Here is a 15,397-nt window from a genome sequence, read left to right on the forward strand (position 1 = left end):
CTCCTGCCCGGCCCGGGTGTCCCGCCCCTGGACGCGGCGGCATCGCGGACAATGGGCATGCCCCGGGCCGTCACCCTGGGCGCGCCCATCATCGTGGCGCTGATGGCCACGCTGGTCCTGCTGGTGTCGAACAGCACGGGCACCTTCTCCGTGGAGCTGAGCTCGTCGCCCCCGGGCGCCGCCATCCGGGTGAACGGCCAGCCGCAGACCGCGCGCACGCCCGCCCTGCTCACGCAGCTTCCCGCGGACGCGGAGCACCTGCTGGAGGTCCAGGTCCCGGGCATGGTGGCGTGGAGCCAGACGGTGCGGGCCGAGCGGGGCACCACCCTGGCCGTCCATGCCCGCCTGCTCCCCAAGCGGATGCTGGGCCCCGCTCAGCAGCCGCACCGCGCCACGCCTCCTCAGGAGGTGCGGATGCCCGCCGAGCGGATGTCCCTGTCCAGCGTGGCGCACGCCTTCCGCGTGCCCTACCTCTCCACCGCGCAGATGCGGCTGGACCCGTCGCGCACCTACAGCGTCCGGGTGGAGGGCTGGGCGTCGCTGGGCCATGCCAGTTTGGTGGAGCACGCCGGCTACTTCCTGGAGGGGGACGCGCGGCTGGCGGCGCATGAGTCCTTCGGCGTGCTGGACGGCGAGGAGCGACTGGTGCGCCACGCCTCGCGCCTCCATGCCTTCCTGCTGGACGCGAACCGGACGGACAACCACGGCACGCTGCTGGTCCGCGTGCGCGAATGGGACAACGACGGCCCCGTCACCACCCTGCGCGTGGACGCCCGGACGCACGCGGTGAAGCTGTCGCGCGCCGACCGCTTCCTGCTGAGCGGACTGGAGCCGGACACGCACTACGACGTCGTGCTGAGGGACACCGCCGAGTCCGCGCGCACACGGGGCTTCGACGGGGGGCCGGTGGGCCGCGTGCTGGGCCTGTATGGGGCCGGAGAGAGCCCGGAGCGCGCGGCCGGCCTGCTGACGCTGCTGGAGTTGGGCCGCCCCCTGCGCCTGCGGGGCGCCACCTGGCTCCAGCTCGCCTTCCCCGACGACCATCTGGCCGACAACACCGGCAGCCTGGTGCTCGAGGTATCGCCCGTGGCGGCGCCCGGCACCTCGCCCGCTCCCCCTCCGGAGCCTCCCACGCCCGCGCCCAACCGGTAACGGGCCGCTACAGCGGTGCAGCGACCTGTCGCCGAAAAGTTGATCACCGGAGGCTGCCCCCTACCCTGAGCGCCACGGAGGACTCACCATGAAGAAGCTGGTGGCGGTGGCCGTGTTCGGCCTGATGGGAACCCTGGGAATGGCCGCGCGCGTGGACGCCCGGCCGGGAGTGGACGGGATGGAGCCAACGGATGCACAGGTCGAGGCGGCGCTGGACGCGGGGCAGAAGCGGGTGCTGGGCAACCTCCTCGGGGTTCAGCGCGCGGACGCACGTCCGGCGGCAATCCCCCGGTAAACTCGTGGCATCCGACGTGGCTCGGTGCTAAGCCCGGGCCTGTTCCGACGTTCAGCCCACCAACCTCACCCGTGAGGGGGACATGCCTGAAGGGTCCGCGTCACTCCAGCTCGCGGTTGGCGACCGGGTCGTCTATCCGAACCAGGGGGTCTGCCGAGTCTCCGCCATCGATGTGAAGGAAGTGGCGGGACAGAAGCTCACCTTCGTCACGATGCGCCGCGAAGAAGATGGCGCCGTCGTGATGGTGCCCGAGGGCAAGGTGCTCTCCATCGGCGTGCGCAAGGTCGCATCCGCCGAGGACGTGGAGGCCATCTTCTCCTTCCTCCGCTCGGACAGCGACAAGGCCGACCTCGACTGGAAGCAGCGAGCCCGCACCAACCTGGACCGGATGACCCAAGGCGGCATCATGGGTCTGGCCGAGGTGGTGAAGGGGCTCCAGGTGCTCAGCGAGCTGCGCCCGCTGCCGACCAAGGAGCGCGAGCTCTACGACAACGCCCGGCACCTGCTGGTGACGGAGGTCGCCGCCGCGCTGGGCACCGCCGAGGTCAACGCCGAGGACGCCATCGACATCGTCCTCTTCCCGCCCGGCCGCGAGCGCCCCAAGCGCACCGCCGCCGAGTTCCAGCGCGAGGACGGCGACCTGGACCTGGACAGCGACCTGCTGGGCCTGGACAGCGACCTGGACCTGCCGTCCGACGAGGAGCCCTCCGAGCCGTCCGAGGAGGAGTCCAGCGAGGAAGGCGAGTCCGAGGAGGCCGAGTCCTCCGAGGAAGGCGCCCCCAAGAAGCGCGGCCGTCCGCCCAAGGCCAAGACGGAGGCGCCCGAGGGCGCCGAACCCGCCGCGCCGAAGAAGCGCGGCCGTCCGCCCAAGCCCAAGCCGGAGGCCACGGCCGAGGGCGCCGAGCCCGCGGCTCCGAAGAAGCGCGGCCGTCCGCCCAAGCCCAAGCCGCCCGAGGCGGAAGGCGCCGCGCCCGCCGCACCCAAGAAGCGCGGCCGGCCGCCCAAGGTCAAACCGCCCGAGGGTGAGAGCTGAAAGCCCCATGGACCGACGGGCCCCCGCACCTGGGGCCCTTCCGCCGAGGTGACGCCCCGTGATTCGCGTCGTGACGCTGGACCCCTTCGACGACAAGCAGCTCGCGAAGTTCAACCGCACGCTCTACACGGCGTTCGGCGTGGGCAGTGAGCACTCCGGCAGCGCGGAGGTGCCCGCGGGCATGTCCGAGCCGCTGGATGCGGAGAAGCTGATGGATGAGGTTCAGGGCATCCGTTCCTACAAGGACGACAAGGTGCTGCTCCTCACCACGCGCAAGCTGAAGGACCGCGAGCTCCCCAGCGGCGTGGCGCCCACGGCGGGCTTCGCGCGCCAGGGGAAGGACCGCGCCATCCTCACCATCGCGCCCCACAAGGATTTGGAGAGCGCCTTCAAGGCCGTCACCCGCCACGCGCTCCACCAGCTGGGCCACCTCTGGGAGCTGCACCACTGCCTGGACCCGCGCTGCTCGATGTACCCGCCCTGGACGCCGTCCTTCGCTCAGGGTGAAGCCATCTTCTGCACCTTCTGCCGCGAAAAGAGCGAGCAGAAGATTCGCCTTGCGAAGTCCTAGCCTCACCCGCGCGCTGCCCCTCGTGGAGCTGGGAGGCCTGCTCCTGGTCGCGCTCCTGTGCCTGCTCTTCCACCTGCGCCTGCCAGGCCGCCTCCCGTCGGAGGCGGACTACCGCGCGGTGGCGGAGCGCCTCCAGGCGGAAGCCCAGCCGGGTGACGCGGTGCTGCTCTTCCCCTGGTGGGCGGAGCGCGCCCGCATCTTCGTCCCCGCCTCGCTGCCGGTGTACGGCTACCTGGGCTCGGACCGGGACGACCTGTCCGCGCACCCGCGAATCTGGGTGCTGGGCCAGCCGGAGCTGCCCCGCTCGGACGAGGCGGGCTTCCTCGAAGCCTTCCTGCCCGGCCGCCGCGCGGTGGGCGCGCCTTCGCGGCATGGCACGCTGACGCTGGCGCTCCATGAAAATGGCCGGCACCGGCCCCGGCGCTTCACCGCCACGGACGCCTACGCGCGCGCCCGCGTGTACCTGGAGCAGCCGGACGGCACGCGCCGCGACTGCCCCTTCGACGGCAAGGCGCACCGCTGCCCCGGGCCCGCGCACCTGTACGTGGCGCCGGAGTGGCACGAAATCCTCTACGAGCCGCGGCGCTGCCTGTGGATGCACGCGCCGGGTGGCAAGCAGCGGCTGGTGGCGGAGCTGGACGGCGTGCCCGGTGGCCTGGGCCTGCGGCTGGAAGGCGGCATCATCTTCGAGCACGCCTTCCCCAGGGACTCGCGCCTCTCCACCACGCACCTGGGCGTGGACGACGCGGCGAGCGGCGCGCGGCTGCTGTCGCTGGCGATACCGCCGGGCCTGGAGGGCGTTCAGAAGGCCGAGGTCCGGCTCCCCCAGGGTGCGCCACACACGGTGAAGGTCTGGGTGCAGGCGGACAACGCGGACCGGCGGCAGGTGTGCCTGGACGTGCTGGCCGTGGAGCCCGAAGTGGGAGTGCGGGGATGATGCGAGGACGCGCCCCCACGCGCGACGAGAAGTCCCTGGCCTGGGCGCTCTGGGCGCTGGCCTTCGCGGCGCTGTGGCTGACGGAGTCCGCGGTGGGCTACACGCGCGACGAGAGCGTCTACTTCATCGCGGCGGAGGGCTACGCGAGCTGGTTCCGGCAGCTCTTCCAGTCACCGGCCCGGGCGCTGACGGACGCGGCCATCGTGCGCGCGTGGGACTACAACCACGAGCACCCGGTGCTGATGAAGACGCTGTTCGGGTTGAGCCACCTGCTCTTCCACACGGGGCTGGGGTGGCTGCGGTCGGCGACGGCGTTCCGCCTCCCCGCCTTCGCCCTGGCGGCGCTGATTCCCGCGCTGTCCTTCCTGCTGGGCAGCGCGATGTACGGCCGCCTCGCGGGGCTGTTCGCCGCCTTCGCCTTCATGCTGGTGCCGCGGCAGTACTTCAACGCGGAGATGGCGTGCTTCGACGTCCCCGTGGCCGCCATGTGGCTGCTCGTCGTGTACTGCTTCTGGCGTGCCCTGGAGGACGTGCGCTGGGGGCTGTGGTGCGGCGTGGCCTTCGGCCTGACGCTGGCCACCAAGCACAACGCGCTGTTCCTCCCCTTCGTGCTGACGCCCTTCGCGCTGTGGCGCGCGTACAGCGCCAGCGAGGGGCAGCCGGAGGCCCGCGCCTGGCTGGGCCGCTTCGTGGGCGTCTTCACGGCGGTGGCCGTGTTCTACGGCCTGCTGGTGCTGTCGCTGGGCGGCGGCGAGGGCTTCCAGCGGAAGTTCCTGCTGCTCAGCCCGCACACGCTGCTGTTCGCCGGGCTCGCGGTGGGCGGCGCCTGGGTGCTCAAGGGCGTGGACAAGGTGAACGCGCCGGTGACGCGCGCGCTGGTGCCCATCGCCGCCATGGCGGTGCTGGGGCCCGTCATCTTCTACCTGCACTGGCCCTACCTGTGGCACCAGCCGGTGGACCGCACCGCGTGGTACCTGGCCTTCCACGCGAAGCACAACCACTACGCCTGGTTCTATCTGAACCAGCTGCTGCGCGAGCCGCCCTTCCCGCTTGCCTACGTCGTCGTGAAGACGGCGCTGACGGTGCCCACCAGCCTCTTCGTCCCCATGGTGACGGGCCTGGCGGCGCTGGTGGCGCGCATGGTGCTGGGTGCCTTCGCGCGGACGCGCGCGTGGGTGGAGCGCCCGGTGACGATGACGGAGGCGCTGGTGTGTGTGAATGCGGTGACGTCCATCCTCATCATCAGCCACCCGCAGGTGCCGCACTTCGGCGGGGTGAAGCACTGGTTCCCGTCCATGGTGTTCCTGGGCATCCTCGCGGGCGCCGCGGTGGCCCGGGGCTGCACGGCGCTGTGGGAGCGGCTGAAGGTGAAGTGGCCCTCACTGCCCCAGGCCGCGGTGGCCGTGCCAGTGTTCGCCGTGCTGCTGGCCCCCGCGCTGGTGTACTCGGTGCGCGTGTTCCCCTACGGGACGGCGGCGTACTCGGAGCTGGCGGGCGGACTGCCGGGCGCGGCCACGCTGGGCATGCAGCGCCAGTTCTGGTCCAGCCACGTCACCGGCGTGCTGCCGTGGATCAACGCGAACGCGAAGCGAGGCGCGCGCCTGTTCCTGCACGAGGTGCACGGCGGCTCGTTCCGCGACTACCAGCGCAACGGGATGCTGCGCTCCGACTTGCGCGCGGTGGGCAGCCCGGCGGACGCGGACATCGTCGCGTACCAGTACCACCAGGAGTTCCGCGAGCACGAGTTCCTCACGTGGCAGGCCTTCGGCACGCGCACGCCGGTGACGGGCCTCTACGTGGATGAGACGCCCCAGGTGGTCGTCTACGTCCGGCCGGAGGCGCGGTAGCGCTTCACGAGGGAACGCCTCTGAAGGATGCGGAGCGGCGAGAGGAAGTTGTCTGTCATTGACCACTTCCCCTCCCCGCCGACGAGCCCGCACAGCCGCTGACTTGCTTTCTCAAGTCCTGTCGAATTCCCATCCCACGATGCGAATCCCACTCCATGCCCTCATCGCAGCGTCGCTCGTGGCCTCCGCTTGTGGAGACGAAGCCCCCTCCCAGACGGCGCCCGGTTCGGACGAAGCCCTCGCTTCACGGCAGCAGGCGGCGTTCTCCGGTGTGAATGGCACCTACTGTCTGGTCAGCCCCTACAACTGCAAGCTGCAAGCGTCTGGTGGAAACCGCGTGCCCACCAACGCGCCCGAGGACGACAACTGGGGCCTGGTGACGGGCGTTCCCATCCGGGACGGTCACGGCACGGTGGTGGGCACCAACACGCGGACGAGCGCGGCCTTCAACCACGGCCAGACGCGCACCTTCGCGGGTGAGAAGCATGCCTTCGCGGTGTCGACGTCCAACTCCAGCGCCGGGTGGCTGCCCCTCTCCAGCATCCTGGGGAGGACGTCCTTCGAGCAGAAGGTCGGCCACGTCTCCGCGCTGGGCGCGGGCCTGGGCAAGCTGGGCTGCTACGCCGTGCGCGACTGGCACGACACCACGCTCGAGTTCAAGAAGGTCGTCTACGACAGCTCGGCGACGCACGAGCGCGCGGGCGACTACCTGCCGCTGGTGCGCGCCAATGGCCTGCGCTCGGCGAACCTGGTCTTCAACGTCCCGGGCTTCGCGCTGGGCGGCCCCGCGGTGGACCACTTCCCGGCGGGCACGAAGTTCCAGCGCCTGGACGTCCCCACCGAGCACGGCGTGCCGTCCATCGACATCCCCCTGTGGGTCCAGGACGGCGCGGGACGCTACCGCCAGCAGTCCGGCACCATGAAATTTCTCTACGGTTACGTCATCGCCGCCACGGGAACGAAGCGCAACGGGTGGATGGCCCATGACGGCCTCCAGGTCAGCTCCGGCTGTCCCTGAGCCCCGCCAGGAGCGCGCCCGCCTCGCGCGCGGAGGACATGACGCCGTGCGCGCGCCCGCCCGCCCGGTCGAGGTGTGCACTGGCGGTCGTTGCCGCTGGCGAGACCTGTCACAGGACAACCCCTGACCTCCCCCCAGGACGAGGCACCGAAGTAGGCTGGGGGTGGCAGGTGAAGGCTCTTCCACACCCCGGGAGGGACACATGAGGCATTGGACTGGGTTGTTGGTGGTGGCCGCGCTGTGTGGCGCGGCTTGTGACGGGAAGAAGTCGACGGACAGGCCCACGCGGGCCCAGCTGCGGAAGACGGGGGGGGCCACGGTGGAGGTCATCCCCTCCGACGACCAGCTTCCGTACTGCATGCTGTACACGGTGTCCGAGAAGGGCGTCATCCGGCAGCTCACGCTGACGCGGGAGAACCGCTCCATCCGCTGTGATGCGAACAAGCCCGTGGCGCACACGAGCTTCCGCATCCCCGTGCAGGAGGGGAAGGTCCGCATGTACATCTTCTTCTCCGACGAACGCATCCCCGCGGGCCCGGTGGCGCAGCAGCTCTACGAGCTGCGCGGCCAGGAGCGCATCAACGCCATGGACCTGCGCCTTCCCGGCCGCGTGTTCGTGGAGACGCTGGAGTTCACCCCCGAGGAAGGCGGCACGCCCGTGACGGGCACCGTGGTGGGCGCGGGGGGAGACCCCGAACCCGAGGACACGGGTGCCCCGGTGCTGTCGGATGGCGGCACCGAGGGCGGCATGGGCGCCATGGGCGACGCGCCCTGAGTCGTGAAGCGGTGCGCCGGGGGACGCCCCTCCCCCGGCGGGCGGCGGCTCAGTAGGCCTCGCGCGCCATGGCCAGCAGGTCCGCCTGCGACACCTTCCGCGGGTTGCTCAGGTGCGAGGCGTCCTGGAAGGCCTTCTCCGCGATTCGCTCCAGGTCCTCCTCCTGGACGCCCGCGTCGCGCAGCCGCGAGGGGATGCCCACCGCCGCGTTGAGCTTGCGCACCCGGTCGATGGCGTTGCCCGCGAGCACCTCTTCGCGCGACAGCGTCGTGTCTCCCAGCGCCACCGCGACCCGGGCCAGCCGCGCCGTACAGACAGCGCGGTTGAACTCCATCACCACGGGCAGGACGATGGCGTTGGCCAGGCCGTGGTGCACGTTGGACACGGGCGTGAGCGCGTGGGCCAGCGCGTGGCAGGCGCCCAGGCCCTTTTGGAAGGCCATGGCGCCCTCCATCGCCGCCACCATCATGTCCGTGCGCGCGGCCAGGTCCTTGCCGTCACGCACCGCCGTCTCCAGCGAGCGGCCCACGCGGTGGATGCCGTCGATGGCCACCGCGTCCGCCAGCGGGTGGAAGCCATTGGCCAGGTACGCCTCCAGGCAGTGGGTGAAGGCATCCATGCCCGTGGCCGCCGTGACGCCCGGCGGCAGCCCCAGCGTCAGCTCCGGGTCGCAGATGGCGGCGCGCGGCAGCAGGTGCGGACTGAAGATGACCGTCTTGCGGCCCGTGTCCTCCAGCGTCACCACGCCCGAGCGCCCCACCTCGGAGCCCGTGCCCGCGGTGGTGGGAATCGCGATGAGCGGCGGCAGGTCATCGCGCACGTACTGGTCGCCGCCCGTCGCGTCGTCGTAGCGGCTGAGCGGCGGCTCGTGCGTGGTGAGGAGCTGAATCAGCTTGCCCGCGTCCAGGGCGCTGCCGCCGCCCAGCGCGACGATGCCGTCGCAGGCGTGGCTCCGGTACGCCTCCAGGCCCGCGAAGACGTCGCGCTCGGTGGGGTTGGGCTCCACGCGGTCGAAGACCTCGCAGGCCAGCCCCGCCGCCTTGAGCACGTCCGCCACGCGCGCGGCCAGCCCCGCCTTCACCACGCCCGCGTCCGTCACCAGCAGCGGACGCTGGATGCCCAGACGCTGGGCCTGCGCGGGCAGGCGCATCAGGGCGCCGGCGCCGAAGACGATGCGCGTGGGCCACGCCATCTCGGTGACGCGCGGCTCGGAGGGAAGGTCGAACGGCTTCATGGCGGCTGCCTCGTTTGCGCTCATCAGATGAGCTCCAGGTAACGCTCCAACTCCCAGTTGGTGACGGCGCGCTCGTACTGACGCACCTCCCACTCGCGCGTGCGCACGAAGTGGTCCACGAAGCCATCGCCCAGCAGCTCCCGCGCGCGCGCGCTGCCCTTCAGCAGCGCCACCGCGTCCTTGAGGTTGCGGGGCAAGGGCGGCGCGTCGTTCTTCGCGTAGGCGTTGGCCTCGCAGGGCGCGGGCGGCTCCACCTCGTTCTCGATGCCCCACAGGCCCGCGGCCAGGCTGACCGCCATGCCGATGTACGCGTTCATGTCCGCGCCCAGCTGCCGGTACTCCACACGCATCGCCATGGCGTTCTCACCGATGACGCGGATGGCGGTGGTGCGGTTCTCCAGGCCCCACGTCACGGTGGTGGGTGCCCAGGTGTTCTCCACGCTGCGCTTGTAGCTGTTGATGGTGGGCCAGTAGAGCGCGGTGAGCTCCGGCATCAGCGCCACCTGCCCGCCGATGTAGTGGCGCAGCAGCTTGCTCATGCCGTGCGGCGCCTTCGCGTCGTGGAAGAGGTTGCGCGCGCCCTCCAAATCCCACAGCGACTGGTGGACGTGCCCCGAGCACCCCGGCAGCTTCGCGTTCACCTTCGCCATGAAGCACGCGGTGAGGCCGTGGCGGGCGCAAATCTCCTTCACCACCGTCTTGAAGAGCGCGGCCTTGTCCGCCGACTTCTCGATGTCGTCGTAGCGGATGGCCGCCTCGAAGACGCCCGGCCCCGTCTCCGTGTGGAAGCCCTCGATGCCCAGGCCGAAGGCGTTGCACCCGTCGATGAGCGCATGCACCAGCGGCCCGTTGAGCGACGTGCGCAGCCACGAATAGCCGAACATGCCCGGCGTCAGCGGCGTCAGGTCCTGGAAGCCCTTGTCCCGCAGGCTCTGCGGCTGCTCCTTGAAGATGAAGAACTCGTACTCCGCGCCAAAGCGCGGCAGGTACCCCAGCGCGCGCGCGCGGGCGGCCACCTTCTGGAGGAGCTGCCGGGGGCTCGCCTCGAAGGGGGTGCCGTCGGGGTTCTCGAAGTCGAGCAGGAACGCCGCGGTGTCCGGCTCCCAGGGAATGACGCGGCCGGTGGACAGGTCCACCTTCGCGTGGGCATCCGGGTAGCCGGTGTGCCAGCCCGTCACCTCGGTGTTGTCGAGCAGGTCGTCGCTCAAGTCCCAGCCGAAGACGACGTCACAGAAGCCCAGGCCGCCCTTGGCGGCGCTGAGGAACTTCTCCAGGGAGATGTACTTGCCGCGCCAGACGCCATCGACGTCCACCGCGCCCACCTTCACCTTCTGGATGCCCTTCTCATCCAGCCACTGGCGCAGCGTGTCCACGCTCGCCGCGTCCCGCGCCGCCGGACCTCGCGCGGGCGCACGCGACGCCTTGCCGCGAACCCGGCGGGCCATGGCAGGGTGGGTCAGGACCTTCGCCTTGGGTCGGGTCGGCATCGATTCAATCCCTTCTCTTGCTGGAAACGCCTGACACCCGGGGCTCCACCCGCCGCCCGGCCATGCGCAGACTGGGGACGATGGATGAGCAGGTGAGCCAACGGGCGCCGGTCATGTGGGTATCTCGAAGCACACGGGAGCGTTCCACTGCGACTGGCCAGGAACGGACACGCGGGGCACGACACGGTAGGAATGGGAACGCAATGCGGCAACCTACGTCGGTGAAGAACGTCCTCTTGCTGAAAGCCGGTGACGCGGCCCCCTCGGTGCGCGTCTCCATCGGCGACTACGACCGGTGGTTTCTGCAAACCATTGGACTGTCCGGCTACCGCTTCAACGTCGTCCCGGTGCACCAGGGCGCACCCTTGCCCACGCGCGCGGAGGACTACGACGCGGTGATGATGACGGGCTCGCCCCTGTCGGTGACGGCGCCCGCGCCGTGGATGCGGCGCGCCGCGGACTTCATGGTGGAGGCCGGTGAACGGGGCACGCCCGTGCTGGGCGTGTGCTTCGGTCAGCAGCTCCTGGCGCACGCGTATGGCGGCAGCGTGTCGCGCAATCCCCTGGGGCGGGAGACGGGCAGCGTCGAGGTGACGCTCACCGAGACCGGCAAGCAGGACCCGCTCTTCGACGGCGTGCCGGAGCGCTTCACCGTGCAGGCGACGCACGAGGACATCGTCTCGCACCTCCCCGACGGCGCGCGGGTGCTGGCGGGCAACGCGAACACGGCCGCGCAGGCGCTGGCCTTCCGCCCCAACGTGCGCGGCGTCCAGTTCCATCCGGAGGCCGGCGTGGACACCCTTCGCGCCGTCATCAAGGCCCGCAGGGAAGGCCTGGAGCGGGCCTCCGTGGCGCGCGGCGCCGCGCCCGGCGAACATGTCCGTCAGTTGCTGGCGGGCCTCACGCCCTCTCCCGCGGGCCGTAGAATCCTGCTGAACTTCCTCGAGCGCTGCTCCTGACCTGACAGAGGCCCCCCGTGTCCCGTCTCGCCCTGCCGACCCTGCTCCTCGCCCTGCTCACCACCGCGTGCTCGGAGGACTTGTGCACCCAGGCGCCCCGCTGTGACGGCACAGAAGCGCTCAACTGCGAGCCGGAGTGCACGGTGGGCCCGTGCTCCAGCGGCCCCATCCTCCAGGAGTGCACCGAGCGCACGACGTGCACCGTCGTCCCCGGAGACCGCAACGACGCGCGCTTCTACCGCTCCCGCGCCGTGTGCGCCGTCACGCTGGAGTCCTGCGACCCGGCGACCGCGGCCCCGCCGACCTGCGGGAGCGACCGCTTCGTCACCGGCTGCAGCGCCTACCGCCGCGACATCCGCGTGTCCTGCTCCCAGTCGGCGCTCTACTTCGCGCAGGTGCCCCCCTGCTGCCAGGGCGTGGGCCCGGACGACGGCGGCACCGACGCGGGCACGGGCGACGGCGACGCGGGCGTCCCCGACGCGGGCACGGCCGACGCCGGGATTTGAGGTAGAGAAGAAGCCATGGCGTCGCGCTGGGATTACCTCTTCGACCTCAAACCGGTTTCCCTGCTGGAGCACCTCCTGGAGGAGGTGGCGAAGCTGCTGCACAAGGACCTGCAGCAGTGGCCTCCCCCCGTCGAGGAGCTGGACCTGGACACCGGCGGCCACTTCGCGCCGCTCTTCACGGAGCCACGACCCCGGCCGTCCCGCGCCGTCTACACGGAGGCCTTCCGGCTGGCCCAGTGGGAGCTGGCGCGAGAGACGGACGCCTACGACGAATACATGCGCAACAAGCGCTACCTGGAGCGGGGCCTGGTGCCGGACGACCGGATGCCGCTGCTGCTGCTCAGCCGCTGGCTCACCGAGCAGATGCTGGGCCTGGGCGAGGCCACCGAGGGCCGCGTCAAGCGCAAGCACATGCGCGACTGCCTGGAGCGGCTCCAGTCGAAGCTCAGCGCCTCTCCGGTGCCCAGCGCCTGAGCCGCCGCCGGGTGGCCCGGTGAAATGTTGAACGGGCAGCATCCCCTCCCAGGGCGCGGGCGGGGCGCCCGCGTGGCGGCCCTTGTCACCGGGAAGGCACTGCCGTAAGCCAGACGGCATGTCGCCGCAGCCTTCGGACTCCACCTCCTCCGCCAACCGACGCAAGCGCCTGCTCCTCCTGGGCGCGCTGTGGCTGAGCATGGCGCTGGTCCTGCTGGCCTTCCGCTCGGTGGTGATGCCCTTCGCGGGCGCCGCGCTCATCGCCTACCTGGTGCAGCCGCTGGTGGGACGCATCTCCCGGGTGAAGGTGGCCGGCAGGCCGGTGCCGCGCTGGGCGGCGCTGCTGCTCATCTACGCCGGCTTCTTCGTGGGCGTGTACCTCTTCATCGTCGCGCTGGCGCCCCAGCTCTACCGCGAGCTGACGCGCGTCAGCCGTGAGGCGGTGACGTTCGCCAACACGCTCACGCCGGAGCACGTCCAGGAGCTCGCGCAGCGCTCGGAGACGTGGCTCAGCACCCGGGGCATTCCGGTGGCGCTCTCCAACCGCGCGCTGGAGGGCGCGGACGCGGAGAGCAGCAGCGGCACCTTCGGCTTCGCGCTGGATTTGGAGCAGTTCCTGGGGGACGCGGTGAAGCGCGTGTCCCTGCTGGTGCAGGAGAACCTGGGCGACATCGTCAACGTGTCCCGCAACATCGTCACCAGCGTGGCCGCGGGCGTCTTCATGCTCTTCTTCGTGCTGATGGTGGCCGCGTTCTTCTCCATCGACGCGCAAGCCATCCGCCACTACTTCGGCACGCTGATTCCGCCGGAGTACGCCACCGACGCGCGGCAGCTCCTGGAGCGCATCGACCGCTCGCTGTCCGGCGTGGTGCGCGGGCAGGTCACCATCTGCATCGTCAACGGCGTCCTGACGTTCATCGGCCTCTTGCTGTTCGGCGTGAAGTTCGCGTTCCTGCTGGCGACCATCGCCACCTTCTTCAGCCTCATCCCGATTTTCGGCACCATCCTCAGCTCGGTGCCCATCGTCCTCATCGCGCTGGCGGACGGCTTCCAGAAGGGGCTGGCGATTCTGGCGTGGATCATCGGCATCCACGCGCTGGAGGCCTACTTCCTCAACCCCAAAATCATGGGGCAGGCGGCGCACCTGCACCCCGTCATCGTCGCCTTCTCCCTCATCGCCGGCGAGCGGCTCTTCGGGCTGGTGGGCGCCCTCTTCGCGGTGCCCGTGGCGTCCGTCCTGGTGGCGTGCTTCGACTACGCGCGGCTCATGGCCCAGCCCGCGCCCGCGGTGGCCCTGGCCACGCCCGGCCCGCTGCCCGCCGAACGGCAGCCGCCCGCCGCCTGAGCCCTACTGACAGGCGGCGGCGCAGCGCGCTTCACGGCAGGTGGGGATGCAGCGCCCGCAGTCGATGGAGCCCTCCGGGCAGCCACTGGTGCAGGGGGCGCCGCACGTCGGCCCTTCGTCCGCGTGCGTGACGGCGGTCCCCAGCCCACAACACGCGTTGGCCACGCAGTCGTCGTCCGAGTAACACGTCTGGTCGGACAGCACCGGGGGCACGTCACCCAGCGGCAGGTCCTCCAGGCCGTCACACCCCACTCCACCACCGCCCAGCGTCACCCCCAGCACGAGGGTGAGCAGGCGGAAACGTCCGTGTCTGAGCAATGGACACTCCTTGCCCGGACACTCTCTACCGGTTCATCGACCCGAGGAAGTCCGCATTCGACGGGGTGGGCCGCATGTGTTTGAGCACGAACTCCATCGCGTCGATGGGGGTGAACGGGTGGAGCACCTGCCGCAGGGCGGTGATGCGCACCAGGTCGCCCGGGCCCAGCAGCAGCTCCTCCTTGCGCGTACCGGACTTGTTGATGTCCAGCGTCGGGAAGATGCGCTTCTCCATCAGCTTCCGGTCCAGGACGATTTCGGAGTTACCCGTGCCCTTGAACTCCTCGAAGATGACCTCGTCCATGCGGCTGCCGGTGTCGATGAGCGCGGTGCCGATGATGGTCAGCGACCCGCCCTCCTCGATGTTGCGCGCGGCGCCGAAGAAGCGCTTGGGCTTGTGGAGCGCGTTGGCGTCCACGCCGCCAGACAGAATCTTGCCGGACGCGGGCACCACCGTGTTGTAGGCGCGCGCCAGACGGGTGATGGAGTCCAGCAGGATGCAGACGTCGTACTTCTGCTCGACCAGGCGCTTGGCCTTGTCGATGACCATCTCCGCCACCTGCACGTGGCGCGTTGCGGGCTCGTCGAAGGTGGAGGACACCACCTCGCCGCGCACGTTGCGCTCCATGTCCGTCACCTCTTCCGGGCGCTCGTCCACAAGCAGCACGATGAGGTACACGTCCGGGTGGTTGCGGCTGATGGCGTGCGCGATGTTCTGCAGCAGCACCGTCTTGCCGGCCTTCGGCGGCGCCACGATGAGGCAGCGCTGGCCCAGGCCGATGGGGCAGAACATGTCGATGATGCGCGTGGTCATCTCCGACGCCTCGTGCTCCAGCTTGAGCTTGCGCGTCGGATAGAGCGGCGTGAGGTTGTCGAACAGGATGCGCTCGCGCGCCGCGTCCGACATCGGGTCCGCGAAGTTGACCTTGTCCACCTTCTGGAGCGCGAAGAAGCGCTCGCCCTCGCGGGGCTGGCGGATGGGGCCCGTCACCGTGTCGCCGGGGCGCAGGTTGAAGCGGCGCACCTGCGACGGGGACACGTAGATGTCGTCGGGGCTGGGCTGGTAGTCGCTGTCCGCGCTGCGCAGGAAGCCGAAGCCGTCGCTGAGCAGCTCCATCACGCCTTCCGCGTGGACCTCGAAGCGCTTGTCGGCGATGCCGCCCAGCAGCGCGAAGATGAGGTCCTGCTTCTTCAGGCCCTGGTACCCCTCGACGCCCACGTCCTGGGCCATCTTCGAGAGGTCGGTGATCTTCATCCGCTTCAGGTCATTGAGCTTGATGACCTGCATGGGCTCGCCGTCGCGGGTGACTTCCGTGATGGCGGGGGCTTCGGGCGGCTCCGGAGGAGGCGGCAGGGTGGCGGCCGGCTCCTCGGCCTCGCCGGAGATGCGGGCCTCCTGGAGGTCGTCGTCCCGCACCGGGCGGGAGATGGGGGTGAGCACCGGAC

General features: G+C 70.6%; 16 protein-coding genes. 12 read left to right on the plus strand and 4 right to left on the minus strand.

Translation table 11 applies throughout. The features are described 5' to 3' along the window. The 8 genes from G4D87_RS19070 to G4D87_RS19105 form a co-directional block, all read left to right on the plus strand. The coding region (locus G4D87_RS19070) for a PEGA domain-containing protein (protein WP_163783486.1) at nt 1-1,152 on the plus strand (1,152 nt) is incomplete at its 5' end. An 88-nt stretch (nt 1,153-1,240) separates the two neighbouring features. Further along, complete coding sequence (locus G4D87_RS19075) at nt 1,241-1,447, plus strand: hypothetical protein (protein ID WP_163783487.1); 207 nt, start codon at nt 1,241-1,243, stop codon at nt 1,445-1,447. An 82-nt stretch (nt 1,448-1,529) separates the two neighbouring features. After that, on the plus strand, nt 1,530-2,480 hold the full coding sequence (locus G4D87_RS19080; RefSeq protein WP_163783488.1) for a CarD family transcriptional regulator: 951 nt from the start codon (nt 1,530-1,532) through the stop codon (nt 2,478-2,480). A gap of 58 nt (nt 2,481-2,538) precedes the next feature. Beyond that, nucleotides 2,539-3,051 carry a zinc metalloprotease gene (locus tag G4D87_RS19085; protein ID WP_163783489.1) on the plus strand — a complete coding sequence of 171 codons (513 nt, stop codon included), beginning with the start codon at nt 2,539-2,541 and terminating at the stop codon, nt 3,049-3,051. Further along, entirely contained in the window at nt 3,038-3,988 is a 951-nt protein-coding gene (locus tag G4D87_RS19090) for a hypothetical protein (protein ID WP_163783490.1), read from the plus strand. The genes G4D87_RS19085 and G4D87_RS19090 overlap by 14 nt, the downstream gene beginning before the upstream one ends. Then, nucleotides 3,985-5,835 (plus strand): ArnT family glycosyltransferase, encoded by a 1,851-nt coding sequence (locus G4D87_RS19095; RefSeq protein WP_163783491.1) that lies wholly within the window; start codon nt 3,985-3,987, stop codon nt 5,833-5,835. The genes G4D87_RS19090 and G4D87_RS19095 overlap by 4 nt, the downstream gene beginning before the upstream one ends. Nucleotides 5,836-5,974: 139 nt before the next feature. Beyond that, the gene (locus G4D87_RS19100; protein WP_163783492.1) at nt 5,975-6,853 is read left to right on the plus strand and encodes a hypothetical protein; all 879 of its coding nucleotides are present in this window, start codon (nt 5,975-5,977) and stop codon (nt 6,851-6,853) included. A 202-nt stretch (nt 6,854-7,055) separates the two neighbouring features. Further along, nucleotides 7,056-7,628, plus strand: coding sequence for a hypothetical protein (locus G4D87_RS19105; RefSeq protein WP_163783493.1), 573 nt, complete (start codon nt 7,056-7,058; stop codon nt 7,626-7,628). Nucleotides 7,629-7,677: 49 nt separating this feature from the next. Here the strand turns inward: G4D87_RS19105 and G4D87_RS19110 are convergent, their stop codons facing one another. Next, nucleotides 7,678-8,862 carry an iron-containing alcohol dehydrogenase gene (locus G4D87_RS19110; RefSeq protein ID WP_163783494.1) on the minus strand — a complete coding sequence of 395 codons (1,185 nt, stop codon included), beginning with the start codon at nt 8,860-8,862 and terminating at the stop codon, nt 7,678-7,680. A gap of 23 nt (nt 8,863-8,885) precedes the next feature. Beyond that, nucleotides 8,886-10,349 carry a glutamine synthetase family protein gene (locus G4D87_RS19115; RefSeq protein WP_240358403.1) on the minus strand — a complete coding sequence of 488 codons (1,464 nt, stop codon included), beginning with the start codon at nt 10,347-10,349 and terminating at the stop codon, nt 8,886-8,888. 203 nt (nt 10,350-10,552) lie between these two features. Between G4D87_RS19115 and G4D87_RS19120 the strand changes: the two genes are divergently transcribed. From G4D87_RS19120 to G4D87_RS19135, 4 genes are all read left to right on the plus strand, one after another. Further along, nucleotides 10,553-11,308: a glutamine amidotransferase gene (locus tag G4D87_RS19120; protein WP_163783495.1), complete on the plus strand. Its 756-nt coding sequence runs from the start codon at nt 10,553-10,555 to the stop codon at nt 11,306-11,308. 17 nt (nt 11,309-11,325) lie between these two features. After that, nucleotides 11,326-11,814, plus strand: coding sequence for a hypothetical protein (locus G4D87_RS19125; protein ID WP_163783496.1), 489 nt, complete (start codon nt 11,326-11,328; stop codon nt 11,812-11,814). A 15-nt stretch (nt 11,815-11,829) separates the two neighbouring features. Continuing rightward, the gene (locus G4D87_RS19130; RefSeq protein ID WP_163783497.1) at nt 11,830-12,288 is read left to right on the plus strand and encodes a hypothetical protein; all 459 of its coding nucleotides are present in this window, start codon (nt 11,830-11,832) and stop codon (nt 12,286-12,288) included. 118 nt (nt 12,289-12,406) lie between these two features. Beyond that, complete coding sequence (locus tag G4D87_RS19135; RefSeq protein WP_163783498.1) at nt 12,407-13,633, plus strand: AI-2E family transporter; 1,227 nt, start codon at nt 12,407-12,409, stop codon at nt 13,631-13,633. A 3-nt stretch (nt 13,634-13,636) separates the two neighbouring features. On the opposite strand, the gene G4D87_RS19140 is transcribed toward G4D87_RS19135, so the two are convergent. Both G4D87_RS19140 and rho read right to left on the minus strand, forming a co-directional pair. Then, on the minus strand, nt 13,637-13,951 hold the full coding sequence (locus tag G4D87_RS19140) for a hypothetical protein (RefSeq protein WP_163783499.1): 315 nt from the start codon (nt 13,949-13,951) through the stop codon (nt 13,637-13,639). 25 nt (nt 13,952-13,976) lie between these two features. Further along, on the minus strand, nt 13,977-15,397 hold a 1,421-nt coding region (gene rho, locus G4D87_RS19145), incomplete at its 5' end, for a transcription termination factor Rho (RefSeq protein WP_240358404.1).

Source organism: Myxococcus vastator, assembly GCF_010894475.1.
In the GTDB taxonomy this organism is placed as follows: domain Bacteria; phylum Myxococcota; class Myxococcia; order Myxococcales; family Myxococcaceae; genus Myxococcus; species Myxococcus vastator.

What these genes read in the sequence shown, in the direction of transcription:
- G4D87_RS19095 (WP_163783491.1), top strand. Translation starts at nt 3,985, where the DNA reads ATGATGCGAGGACGCGCCCCCACGCGCGACGAGAAGTCCCTGGCCTGG.
- G4D87_RS19100 (WP_163783492.1), top strand. Translation starts at nt 5,975, where the DNA reads ATGCGAATCCCACTCCATGCCCTCATCGCAGCGTCGCTCGTGGCCTCC.
- G4D87_RS19110 (WP_163783494.1), bottom strand. Translation starts at nt 8,862, where the DNA reads ATGAAGCCGTTCGACCTTCCCTCCGAGCCGCGCGTCACCGAGATGGCG.
- G4D87_RS19135 (WP_163783498.1), top strand. Translation starts at nt 12,407, where the DNA reads ATGTCGCCGCAGCCTTCGGACTCCACCTCCTCCGCCAACCGACGCAAG.
- G4D87_RS19080 (WP_163783488.1), top strand. Translation starts at nt 1,530, where the DNA reads ATGCCTGAAGGGTCCGCGTCACTCCAGCTCGCGGTTGGCGACCGGGTC.
- G4D87_RS19105 (WP_163783493.1), top strand. Translation starts at nt 7,056, where the DNA reads ATGAGGCATTGGACTGGGTTGTTGGTGGTGGCCGCGCTGTGTGGCGCG.
- G4D87_RS19075 (WP_163783487.1), top strand. Translation starts at nt 1,241, where the DNA reads ATGAAGAAGCTGGTGGCGGTGGCCGTGTTCGGCCTGATGGGAACCCTG.
- G4D87_RS19115 (WP_240358403.1), bottom strand. Translation starts at nt 10,349, where the DNA reads ATGCCGACCCGACCCAAGGCGAAGGTCCTGACCCACCCTGCCATGGCC.
- G4D87_RS19130 (WP_163783497.1), top strand. Translation starts at nt 11,830, where the DNA reads ATGGCGTCGCGCTGGGATTACCTCTTCGACCTCAAACCGGTTTCCCTG.
- G4D87_RS19120 (WP_163783495.1), top strand. Translation starts at nt 10,553, where the DNA reads ATGCGGCAACCTACGTCGGTGAAGAACGTCCTCTTGCTGAAAGCCGGT.